This window comes from Paraburkholderia panacisoli (assembly GCF_008369935.1).
Classification (GTDB): Bacteria; Pseudomonadota; Gammaproteobacteria; order Burkholderiales; family Burkholderiaceae; genus Paraburkholderia; species Paraburkholderia panacisoli.
Genome location: NZ_VTUZ01000098.1, coordinates 1 through 11,235, shown reverse-complemented (window position 1 = coordinate 11,235; position 11,235 = coordinate 1). Strand labels below are relative to the sequence as shown.

10 protein-coding genes are annotated in these 11,235 nt (G+C 59.4%); all 10 read left to right on the top strand.

The genetic code is table 11. The features are described from left to right. Positions 1-305 precede the first annotated feature (305 nt). Entirely contained in the window at positions 306-512 is a 207-nt protein-coding gene (locus FVF58_RS50175) for a ferredoxin (RefSeq protein ID WP_223191246.1), read from the top strand. Continuing rightward, the gene (locus tag FVF58_RS50170; protein WP_149676865.1) at positions 512-1,657 is read left to right on the top strand and encodes an NAD(P)/FAD-dependent oxidoreductase; all 1,146 of its coding nucleotides are present in this window, start codon (positions 512-514) and stop codon (positions 1,655-1,657) included. Before FVF58_RS50175 ends, FVF58_RS50170 begins: the two co-directional genes overlap by 1 nt. A gap of 337 nt (positions 1,658-1,994) precedes the next feature. Beyond that, positions 1,995-3,059, top strand: a complete 1,065-nt coding sequence (locus FVF58_RS50165; RefSeq protein WP_149676864.1) for a phosphotriesterase family protein — start codon at positions 1,995-1,997, stop codon at positions 3,057-3,059. After that, positions 3,056-4,033 (top strand): phosphotriesterase family protein, encoded by a 978-nt coding sequence (locus tag FVF58_RS50160; protein ID WP_149676863.1) that lies wholly within the window; start codon positions 3,056-3,058, stop codon positions 4,031-4,033. The genes FVF58_RS50165 and FVF58_RS50160 overlap by 4 nt, the downstream gene beginning before the upstream one ends. Before the next feature lie 26 nt (positions 4,034-4,059). Then, on the top strand, positions 4,060-5,178 hold the full coding sequence (locus FVF58_RS50155; protein ID WP_149676862.1) for an FAD-dependent oxidoreductase: 1,119 nt from the start codon (positions 4,060-4,062) through the stop codon (positions 5,176-5,178). 3 nt (positions 5,179-5,181) lie between these two features. Further along, entirely contained in the window at positions 5,182-6,123 is a 942-nt protein-coding gene (locus FVF58_RS50150; RefSeq protein WP_149676861.1) for an alpha/beta hydrolase, read from the top strand. After that, entirely contained in the window at positions 6,120-7,055 is a 936-nt protein-coding gene (locus FVF58_RS50145) for an MBL fold metallo-hydrolase (protein WP_149676860.1), read from the top strand. The genes FVF58_RS50150 and FVF58_RS50145 overlap by 4 nt, the downstream gene beginning before the upstream one ends. 29 nt (positions 7,056-7,084) lie before the next feature. Further along, on the top strand, positions 7,085-8,737 hold the full coding sequence (locus tag FVF58_RS50140; RefSeq protein ID WP_246217601.1) for a CocE/NonD family hydrolase: 1,653 nt from the start codon (positions 7,085-7,087) through the stop codon (positions 8,735-8,737). Between the two features lie 288 nt (positions 8,738-9,025). Continuing rightward, complete coding sequence (locus FVF58_RS50135; protein ID WP_246217600.1) at positions 9,026-9,955, top strand: SphA family protein; 930 nt, start codon at positions 9,026-9,028, stop codon at positions 9,953-9,955. Between the two features lie 13 nt (positions 9,956-9,968). Further along, positions 9,969-11,162 carry an MFS transporter gene (locus tag FVF58_RS50130; RefSeq protein WP_188131229.1) on the top strand — a complete coding sequence of 398 codons (1,194 nt, stop codon included), beginning with the start codon at positions 9,969-9,971 and terminating at the stop codon, positions 11,160-11,162. The last annotated feature ends 73 nt before the right edge of the window (positions 11,163-11,235 follow it).

The following is an 11,235-nucleotide window of genomic DNA, read 5'->3' as shown; positions in this document are numbered from 1 at the left end:
TGAAGAAACGGGCGCGCTCGGCTGCTGGGATTGGGAATCGTGGAGTTGAGGTTGGTCGCTGTCGCGGCCATGGTAACAACTGTTCGCTTGACACCGGCCCGCTAATGGGTGTGGGTAATCCTGAGCTCCTTTGGCTATGGACCGCATGGCTGCGCCGGTCAAGGCCTTGCTCGCATGGAGGGTGCAGCAATCATCGAGGCGCTTGCGACTCAAATCAAATCGTTCCGCATCGGCGATGTCGCTCGCGTACCGAGCAATGTCACGGTGTCGTTCGACACCGTTCCCGTCCTGGAGTTGGAGGCCGTATGATCAAACTGATTCTCGATCGCCCTCGTTGCGAAGGTCATGGTCTGTGCGAAGAGGTGGCCGCACAGCTTCTTCACATCGACGACGAAGGCTATGCCGCCATCGATGTGAACGAGATCAGCGATGCGGCCCTGGCGACCGCCCAGGCTGCGGCGCGCGTCTGCCCGGTAGCCGCGCTCAGGCTCGTCGATGACGAGGCGAATTAATGAGCGCCCTTCGACATTCCCTACGCGATATCGTGGTGGTGGGCAGTGGCATCGCGGGTTTGACCGCTTGCGACACGCTTCGCGCGGAAGGATTCGATGGCCGAATCACGGTAATCGGTGACGAACCGGTTGCGCCATACAGCCGTCCTGCGTTGTCCAAGGCCATGCTGCGCGACGAGGATGATCTGACCTCGCACTTGTTGCCGGAGGCGACGCACGGGGCAACCGAACGGCGCGGCATCGCCGCCGTTGGCCTCGATGTCGATCGGCAGCGCGTGCGGCTCGCGGACGGCGATGAGGTGCCGTACGACGCGCTGATTATCTCCACCGGCACGCGAGCCAAACGTCTAGATCCTGGTAGCAGGAGCGACGAATACACCGTTCGCACGCTCGCCGATGCGTTGGCGTTGCGGGCACGACTGGCGTCAAGGCCTTCAGTCGTAGTGGTGGGCGGTGGTCCGCTCGGCATGGAGATCGCATCCGGCGCGATTGGGGCTGGATGTGCAACGACGCTCGTCGCCAAAGGAGTGCCGCTCGCTGCCCATCTCGGCGCATTGCTCGCGGCGCGGTTCCACGATGCTGCTCTTGCGCAGGGCCTCAAGGTCGTCACGACTGACTCCGCGGCGGTCGTGATGCGCGACGGTGCATCCGTGGTGGCGCTTGGCGACGGCACGGTAATCGAGGCGCAGGTGATTGTCTCTGCTATCGGCGACGCCCCCAATGTCGAGTGGCTCGCCACCACCGGGTTACTCACTGGCGGCGCGCTCGTGGTAGACCGGCGCGGCCTGGTTCGCCCGAACATTGCGGCAGTAGGCGATGTCGCCGCATTCCCGCACGCGGGGCGCGTCGCACGTGTTCCGCTGTGGACGAGCGCCATCGATCAAGCGAAAGTGGCCGCCGCCGCGCTCCTCAGGCTGGATGCTCCCGAGCTCGCGTTCCAGCGGTACTTTTGGACGGAGGCTTTTGGCATCTCTCTAAAAGCCATTGGGCCAACACCGGTTGTGGGTAAGCCGGAAATCGTGGAAGGCACCAGCGAGCAGGGGTTGCTTCGTTGGCGGCAATCGGACGGCACAGCGACTGCCGTTGCGCTTGACTATCGCGTTCCGATCCCGAAGCTGCGCCGCGTGACTGCGTGCAGCGTGTAGCCGGCAGGCGTTGGCGATAAATCTGCAATAAGTTTGGTAGAGCGATGCGACATTACTTAGGTATCCATAATATGAACAATCAACATTCGACTGTGCCCCTCGCTTCATACCGAACGCATTCTTGAAGTCCTAAGACCGATGTAGCGCCCGCCGCCTGGACGCCCACCGCTGGCAAAAAAATTGTCAAGGGGACGGTTGATAGGTTCCATTTTTTGGCCCACGTATTGGCATAACAAAGAACATTATGTTTATTGGATCGGAGAGACTGTTTTGAGTGAGATGACCGTTTCTACTGCTGATAGCGTGCATCGCGCTCCATCGCTTATGGGAGGCGTACATGTGCGTTAAACACAGCCAGGGTGCTCTCGAACCCTTGCCGCCTTTTACTTCCCTCATCCTTGACCCTCCCAAAGACGAAGGTGTCAATGCAACCCTTGTCAACACGGTGCTCGGACCGGTCGACGCCCGGCAGCTTGGCGTCACCCTCTTCAGCGAATCGCTAATGTACGTGCTGCCTGGAGCCCAGTATGCGTACGACATCAGGATTGATCGCGCCGAAGTGTTCGACGTGATAGCCGCCAAATTGAGAGCGTTCAAGTCGGCAGGCGGGGGCACGATCGTCGATGCGACGGGCATGTTCCAAGGGCGTGATCTGCGCCTGTTCGAGGCGCTATCGCGTGCCACCGGCGTTCACATCGTCGCTTCCACGGGCCAAGGGCCGGAGTCCATGTTGGGCGGATATTTTCTGACGCCGCAGACCAACCCTCCCACGCCCTGGCCGGCCAGCAAGTTCGCCGAACTGTTCGGTAAAGAGGTTAATGAAGGCATGGTGGTTCCTCGCCGGGAACGCCGTGCTGCGGCCGGAATGGTAGTCACGGCGGTCACCCACAGTGGAGTGACGCCGACCGATGGCAATCTGGTGCGAGGCGCTGCGCGTGCCGGCGCAACCTATGGCGTGCCCGTATTCATCCGGAGCGGAGCCGATGCTCTGGCAGAAATGCAGCTAGCCATCGACGAGGTGCTGGAGCCAGAACGCATTGTCATGGGCGGAATGGATCGTCGTGACGCCGTTGCCAATGGCTGGTCCATGGCCGTGGCCCGCGCGGGCGCCCGAGTGGGCGTTGACCACATTGGCTCGAGCGACGCGCGCTACATCAGCGATTCTGAACGGGTGGCATTGATCGTTGAATTGATCAACGCAGGCTATGCCGATCGTATCCTTCTGTCGGCCAGTGCCACCGGGGTGGCATTCGGCGAACCTGGTAACGACATTCCCTACAGCGACGTGCTGACGAAGTTCGTGCCTATGCTCCAGGCAGCCGGGGTCTCCCAGGCACACATTGCACAAATGCTGATTACGAACACCGCGCAATTGCTGAGCGTCAATGGGGAAGTCAAATGACACGAGTGAATACGGTACTGGGCGCCATTTCGGCTTCGGAGCTCGGGTTTGTTGCGATTCATGAGCACATTGGCTATGGCATGCCCGGATGCGAACTCGACAGCAAGTGGTGGAAGACGCCGGAGCAGCGTTATGAGGAGACCGTGCCCAAGCTGCGCCAGTTTCACGAGAACACGAAACGATGGGGTGCAGCAACCTTCGTGGAAGCCACTGGAATCTGCAACGGTCGCGACATCGACTACTACAAGTCCCTGTCGGACAAGACGGGCGTGCACATCGTCGCCAGCACGGGTTTTGTCGGTGGCGACACGGCATTGCCGTTCTTCGAGCGTACGAGCGTCGAGTATCTGACCGACCAGTTCGTCCATGAGATCAGCGTCGGTATCGGTGACACCGGTGCAAAGGCCGGGATCATCAAGGTCGGCGTCAGTCGTGGCTTCAAGATGAAGGAGCTCGACCTGTGCATCTATCGCGCCGCTGCACGCGCCTCCAGGATCACCGGCGCACCGATTTTCACTCACCTCGCTGTCGATTCCACGCCGGCACTGAATATCTTTGCTGAAGAGGGACTGCCTTGCCACAGGGTGTTGTTCGGGCATGCCGATGATGGCGTGAGTCAGGGCTTGATCAACGAGAAAGCCCTTCTGGACGCGGGAGCGCGGATTGGCTTCGATACCTTCGGTTACGACCTCGAATTGCCTGATCCGCCATTTTGGGGCCGCCACCGTCAGGAGCGCCTCCAACACTTTCTGAGATTCCTCAACAGTGGCTTGGTCAATCAGGTTCTTGCATCGGCGGATGCAAACTGCTCGCCGCTCGGTTGGCCTGGAGTGAAAGGTCACACGGTGAATTATCTGTTCGAGCAACTCATACCAGACCTGCACGCCGAAGGTATCGAGGACTCGGTCATCGACCAGCTGTTCGTTCAAAACACGGCCGAGTTTCTGACTTTGACGCCTATCTCCAATCATTGACAAGCAGTCGAATAAAGAGACCCATCATGACATCGGGAACTTTGAAGGATTTGAATATCGCCGTGATCGGCGCCGGGTACGCCGGTGCGACCGCAGCGCTGGCGCTTAGCCGGCTGGGCGCTACGGTCACGGTGTACGAACAGGCGCAGGAGATCAAAGAGGTCGGGGCCGGGATTGGACTACGTCCCTCCACGATGGACCAGTTCCGCAAGCTCGGCATCCTTGACCGTATCGTCGCCGTGACCTCGCCGAGCGACTGCTTCGAGATTCTGACCGCTCATGGTCAGCGGATCGCCATGGAGGAGTGGCCCGAAAAACAGGTCTTTGGTGCCAGCACGCATTTCGTGCATCGTGGCGACTTCATCGAGACGTTGCTGAACACGCTTCCCGCAGGCATGGTGAAGCTGGACCACCGTCTCAGCCGGATCACCGCAAATGGCGACGGTGCTACAGCAATCTTCGAGAACGGCGTGACGGTAAACGCCGATCTGGTCGTCGGTGCCGACGGCATCCGCTCGCAAGTGCGCAAGCATTTGTTCAGCGACAAGCCTCCAGTATTTGCTGGCGAACACGCCTATCGCGCAGTCATCCCGGCGGCGGATACTTTCGGTCTTGTGGCCGACGGCAACCTTCGCATGTACGTCGGGCACGGCACCAAGATTTACCTGTTGCCGCTCCACCATCGCAACGAGGTGTCTTTCGATGTCACCTGTCTTGCGACCGACTCCACGCCAGCGCCTGCCGCGAGCAAGGAACAATTGATGAAGGTCGTCGCGGGCTTCGATCCGCAATTGATGGCAATCGCAGAGCGGCTCGACATGAGCAAAGTGAACCTGCGAGCCGTGTATGACATCGACCCGATTCCCCTCTGGCATTCCAGTTCGGTGGTGCTGATCGGTGATGCGTCTCACGCGATGCTGCACCACCAGGGACAGGGCGCGAACTCGGCCGTTCTGGATGCCGGTGCGCTTGCCGAGAAACTCAACGAGGCCGATTCGATTCCCGAAGCACTGGCGCAATACCAGGCGAGCCGCAAGCCGGTAACCGATGAACTGCAACGCCTGTCGCGCCAAGGCTGGAGCGAAGACGAAGTCCAGAGTGTCTTTCCCAACCAGCATCAGGGCGAGATCGCCGCGAGGAGCTAAATCATGGCACTTCATCCTACAGTTGCTGAGTTCATCGCTTCTCTGCCGCCTGCGCCGCCAGGACCGCTCAATCCGGAGGCCATGCGAGCGGCGGACGAGAGCCGCGTTCCTCCGCTGGAGAAGCGGCTTCCCGTGCATTCGGTGTTCGACCAGACCTTGTCGACGCCTGCCGGTGAGATTCCAGTGCGCGTCTACAAGCCGACGGCTGCGGACTTCCATCCGGTGCTGGTTTATTTCCACGGTGGCGCGTTCTTTCTTGGCAGCCTGAATACTCACGATCATGTTGCGCGCGCACTGGCCGATGCCACGCAGTCTGTTGTCGTTTCGGTCGGCTATCGGCTTGCTCCCGAGCATGCCTTTCCTGCGGGTCTGAACGACTGCTACGCCGTGGTTCAGTGGATAGAACAGCATGGTCGCGGTCCGAGCGAGGGCATCGGCTGGGATGGCCGCACCCTGGTCGTGGCAGGCGACAGTTCAGGCGCCAACTTCGCGGCTGCAGTCGCCGCGATGGCGGTGGAAAGGGGCCTGAAATGCATCACGCATCAGGTGCTCTATTACCCGTCGCTCGATCTCGACTTCAATGTCGAGCGCTACGCGTCGATGAAGACTAACGCCGTCGGCAATGGTCTGGAAACGGCAATGCTGAAGCCGTTCAACGCGTTCTACATCGATCGCGGTGCGAACCCAGCCGATCCCCTCGTGTCGCCCATCAAGAGACAGGATCTTTCCGGACTGCCGCCGACGCTCATCGTCACGGCGGAATGCGATCCCCTTCGTGACGAGGGCGAGTTGTATGGTCAGAAGCTGGAGCAGGCTGGCGTTCCAGCCACGATTCACCGCTACGAATCGGCTGCGCATGGATTCGTCCAGCATTTTTCCTGGCTGCCCGAGTTCCAGGGTGTGTTCGCCCAGACCGCCGACTTCATCAGGAATGGAAAGCGATGAGCACGGTCGATATCCAGCCACTGTTTTCGCAGTGGGGCCGGTTCGGCCTCTACAGCTTTTTCATCGACGGAAGCGAGCCTGCGATTGTTGACACCGGCATCGCCTCATCGCCAGCGGGTGGCATTGCACCGGCTCTCGAGCAATTGGGGCGGCGCATTGAAGATGTCCGCTGGATTCTTCTTACCCACGGGCATATCGATCACATCGGTGGTGCGCATGCATTATGGGAGCTGACCGGCCGCAAAGCCAAAGTCGTTATCCACGAGGCAGATGCGCCGTTCCTGCGTTCACGCCGCACCCATGTCGACGAATATCTGGCAGCCCGTGGCCGCTATATCAACGACCCGGAAGGTGAAGCCAGGCTGACGGCGGCCTGCGAGGCTGCCATCTCCGGCGAAATGGAACCGCACCAGGTGGTCCGCCATGGCGACCAGATATCGCTTGGGCGGGATGTGACGATTACGGTGCACTCCGTGCCGGGGCACACGGCAGGTTCGGTGGCGTATGTGGTGGAAGGGCAGCGCGATGTCTTCGTCGGCGATGCCGTGCAGATCCACGGTGCAGCCAACGGATTTCCGAGCTATGCAGATCCTGATGCGTACCGTGCCAGCCTGCTGCACCTTCGCGACCACGTGAAGCCAAACCGCCTGTTTCTCGGTCATCCCTATCGCAGCCGGGGTGCCGAATCACTGGGCGTGGTGCTGGACCGCCAACAGGCAGCTGCCAGGATTCAGGAAAGCCTCGACATCGAGGCGAGGGTGCGTGCCGCCACCGAGCAATTCGGCTTCGACGGCGGAGCTGTCGCAAAGGCTCCCTGTTCGCCCTTTTGCTGTATCGCGCATCACTTGCGCTACGACGGCGATCCAACCTTGGAACCTTCACCGTTTTTTACCACGATGCACGGATATTTTCATAAGGGCTATCGCTCATGATGGTTGTACACAAAGACCTGCGTGTGCCGATGCGAGACGGCATTCACCTCGCTGCGGACGCCTACCATGCCGAAGGAGATACGCCGCGCCCGGCACTGGTCGCGCTGAGCCCCTACGGCAAGGAATTACAGGCGCTGGCGCTCACCATCCCTCCCCAGCGACGTCCCTCGCCGTTGTGGGACGGATGCATCGAGGCAGGTGACATTGCGCGCGTGGTGGAAGAAGGCTACGTTCACGTGATCGGCGACGTACGTGGCTCCGGCAGTTCAGAGGGGGAGCATATCGGCAACTACAACGCCGGTGGCGTTCCGCTAGGACAGGACGCTTACGATTTCATCGAGTGGGTTGCTGCGCAGCCATGGTGCAACGGCGTGGTCGGAATGATCGGCATTTCGTATTTCGGCTCCATGCAGATCTTCGCTGCGGCCGAGCGCCCCCCGCATCTCAAGGCGATTTTCGTCAGTGGCGGGCATTTTGATTTCTATGAGACGACCTATCACGGCGGTGTCATGTGGTTCATGCCGCGTGCTGCACGAGAGGGCCGTGGCGGCGACTCGGGCTGGGCCTTCACGCATCGTCACAGATCTCGCATGCTGGAGACTTACTCCGAAGAGGAAATCAAGCGACGCGTGGCAGAGCGACTCGCCGACCCTGACGTGGCCGCCTGGCCCAACCTCGTGCATCTGCTGAATTATCCGATTCATCACGAGTCCTGGTTCGACATTGTCGTGAACCATCTTGATGGCGAGTGGTACGAAGAGCGGAACCCGATCAATCTGGCCAGAAACATCGATATCCCCGTGTACCTGCAGATCAACCAGGGCCGTGGCTGGACCGTAGACGGAACGATCGAGCTCTTCGATGTGCTGAAAGGCCCGAAAAAGCTGGAGATCGGGCCATATCCGCCGATGCAGACGCGCCCTTGGGTGGATGAGCACGACACCATGTTCCGCTGGTACGACTACTGGCTGAAGGGCATCGACAACGGGATCATGGACGAGCCGGCGGTGAAGGTGCATGTCGAAGGTAGCCGCAAATGGATGGCCGCGGACCATTGGCCCGTCACGCCAGTCGAATACAGGGCACTTTACTTGCGTACCCGTGGCAAGCTGGCCTTCGAGCCGGAGCCCATAGACGTGGAGCATGCGCATCCGGAAGGGTTCTATCAGGCGCCGCTGACCATCGTGGACAAGGTCGAGAAGCTGACGTGGTTCACCGAACCCTTCCAGGCCGCAACGTCGGTTCATGGCGTGGGTGCCGCGCATCTCTACGTTGCCATTGACCAGGACGATACAAATTTGATCCTGCGTGTGTGGGACGAAGCGCCGACCGGCAAGCGCCAACTTGTCACAACAGGCTTCCTCAAGGCATCGCATCGCGAACTCGACGAACGATCGAGAGAAGGCAATCCGTATCACCCGCACACCCACAGCGTGCCTGTCGAGCCTGGCGTGATCAACGAATACGTCGTGAGGCTCTACCCCTTTGCGAATGAGTTCAAGCCGGGCCACAAGCTGGTCGTCGAGCTCATGTGCAATGAGCCGCTCGTGGATGAGCACAATTCCCTGTTGCCGCCCGATGCATTTCATCTGCCCGTCGGGAGACCAGTAACGCACATCATTTATCGGGATGCTACGCATCTTTCGCGTCTCGTACTGCCGTTTGCGTCAGCCCAAAAATGAGCAAAGGTTTGTTGGCGGCAGCTGAATGGGCCGGAATCAATCTGCAGGCCTACGGAGGCACAGCCGTTCCCTTCCGAGTGCCTGATTTCAAGGTTTGAACAAGTCGCCAGCAATGCATCCGGACTTCACCAACAAGCACCAACACCCATAGCCAACCCGATCGCAATTGCAATGACGCAGATTTACAACAAGTAAATAGTACTACTACATATTGGAGACGACATGAGAAAAGGGAATAATCGTCAACGCAAGATGCGGCGATCCGTACAGGTCATTGTTGGAGCGACGTTGGCTGCATTGTCATGTTCGGGGCAAGCATCTACCTACCAGCCGGCGGGCATCGATCTCGGCGCGACGACGTTCAATGACGCGTTCGGCAGTACGGAACCGGGCTGGACGACGATCCAGCTCTTCCAGTACAAGCACAACACCAAGTTTTACACGAACACCGGTGCGCAAAGTTCCGCATTCAAGGACGCGCAGCTCAATGCGTTCGTGTGGATGCCGCAGATCGTCTATACGTCGCCGATTCATGTACTAGGAGGAGCACTCGGCTTCACGGCGATGCTGCCGGTGACGTCGTTGAATGCACACTCGACTGAATCCAATCCTTATGCGCCGACGCTGACTGCGCGTTCGGGCTTTGGTGACATCACGTTCGGCCCTTTTTTGGAGATGGCACCGGTGATCAGCGACGGTCGTCCGGTCTTTGTGCAGCGTTTCGAGTTCGACGTGATCGCGCCAACGGGCGCCTATGATCCGAACAAGCTGGTTAATCCGAGTTCGGGTTTCTGGTCGCTGAACCCGTACTGGTCGGTGACGGTGTTGCCTACGCCGAAGACGGAAGTGTCGGTGCGCATGCACTATCTATACAACGCGAAGAACACCAATCCGGGCATCAACAATCCGTTTCAAGTCCCGGGCATCGTGAACTTCCAGGCCGGCCAGGCAGTGTGGGCCAACTTTGCGGCATCGTACAAAATATTGCCGAACCTCGATGTCGGTGTGAACGGCTTCTGGTTCCGCCAGATCACAGATGACCGAGTCAATGGCGCAAGCCAGGCCGCTGCCCGTACGACGAACCTTTCGCTGGGTCCCGGTGCCGAGTGGACGATCGATCGCAACAACTTCGTGTTTGCGAACCTTTATTTCCCGGTGGTGGAGCGCAATACGTACTCCGGCGCTCACGTGAACCTGCGCTGGATACATGCGTTCTGACCAGGAGACCGCCATGCAGAAGGTACTCGACCTGCCACGAATCGAGAGTGTTCGCGGAACAGTGACACTGATGATTTCCCACTGCGCAGGCATGTTGGACCTGGTTGCACTGCCGTTGTGGGTAGGCACCCTGGTCTCCCATTACCGGTTCAATCCTCAACAGGCAGGCACGCTGCCGACGCTGTTTCTGATCGGAGCTTCGTTATCCAGCGTATTTTTTGCCTCCCGCTTCAACCGCGTGAACGCAAAGTGGGCTGTCGTGACTGGCTTTGCTGCTGCGGCGTTGGCCTTCGCGCTGTGCTTCGGACAATCGACCATGGCGGCGCTGGCGCCTTTGCACTTTGCCGGCGGCTTGGCAGTAGGGACTGCGCTGAGTGCTACGCACGGTACGATCGGGCGTGGGCTCAATCCTCATCGTGTATTTGCATGGGCTGGCCTGGCTATTGGCGTATTTGGTATCGTCATTCTCGGCGGAACGCCAGCGGTACTAGCCAAGTTTGGAGGGGCGACGCTGTTCATTGTCTTTGCGGGAATCATGGGGCTGGCGGCCGTGATTGCACTGTTGTTTTTCCCGCGCCCGAGCCGACAGATCGCGGAGGATCGCCACGGATCTCTGGTGAGAGTGCAGCGGCTTTCCCGGGCGGTCTGGTATTCGATAGTCGGAATCGCATTGCTCGCGATGACTCAGGCCATGACGCTCAGCTTTTACGAGCGAATCGGCATGGCACGTGGCTTCGGCCGGGAACTGGTGACACTGGCGCTGGTGATCTACGGCATCGTCACGCTATTTCCGGCGCCGTTGGCCGGTTTGCTCGAAAAGCGGATCAAGGCCACGACGGTCATTTCGATCGGACCGATCATGCAGGCTGTGTTTGCCATGATCGTGACGCACACCTGGACTTACTGGTTGTTTGCCGCGTCAGGGGCGCTGATGGCATTTACGATTCTGTTCACGCACACCTATGCTTTTGGTCTGCTTGCGCGACTAGATGCTACCGGTCGGGCGGTGGCGGCTACTCCGGCAATGCTTATGGCGGGCGCTGCTATCGCTCCGTTTCTTGGTGGAACCCTAGTCAAATTCATCGGTTTCGGTGCGATTGGGTATGCTGCCATCGTATTGGTAGCAATGGAACTGTTGTTGTTCAATTTGACGCGCCGGGCTCTGTCAAGTTTGCGGGTGCAGGCAACCTGTGTTGATCAAGCGTAGTTATCCTTATCAGATAAATTTCTCTGCTGCAGCGATGACGGTCCAGCCATGCCATGTGGCGAAGCGTTCTTGG

Excerpts from the sequence above, each read along its gene's own strand:
- FVF58_RS50150 (WP_149676861.1), top strand. The coding sequence starts at position 5,182 with ATGGCACTTCATCCTACAGTTGCTGAGTTCATCGCTTCTCTGCCGCCT.
- FVF58_RS50155 (WP_149676862.1), top strand. The coding sequence starts at position 4,060 with ATGACATCGGGAACTTTGAAGGATTTGAATATCGCCGTGATCGGCGCC.
- FVF58_RS50165 (WP_149676864.1), top strand. The coding sequence starts at position 1,995 with ATGTGCGTTAAACACAGCCAGGGTGCTCTCGAACCCTTGCCGCCTTTT.
- FVF58_RS50170 (WP_149676865.1), top strand. The coding sequence starts at position 512 with ATGAGCGCCCTTCGACATTCCCTACGCGATATCGTGGTGGTGGGCAGT.
- FVF58_RS50140 (WP_246217601.1), top strand. The coding sequence starts at position 7,085 with ATGCGAGACGGCATTCACCTCGCTGCGGACGCCTACCATGCCGAAGGA.
- FVF58_RS50145 (WP_149676860.1), top strand. The coding sequence starts at position 6,120 with ATGAGCACGGTCGATATCCAGCCACTGTTTTCGCAGTGGGGCCGGTTC.
- FVF58_RS50130 (WP_188131229.1), top strand. The coding sequence starts at position 9,969 with ATGCAGAAGGTACTCGACCTGCCACGAATCGAGAGTGTTCGCGGAACA.
- FVF58_RS50175 (WP_223191246.1), top strand. The coding sequence starts at position 306 with ATGATCAAACTGATTCTCGATCGCCCTCGTTGCGAAGGTCATGGTCTG.
- FVF58_RS50160 (WP_149676863.1), top strand. The coding sequence starts at position 3,056 with ATGACACGAGTGAATACGGTACTGGGCGCCATTTCGGCTTCGGAGCTC.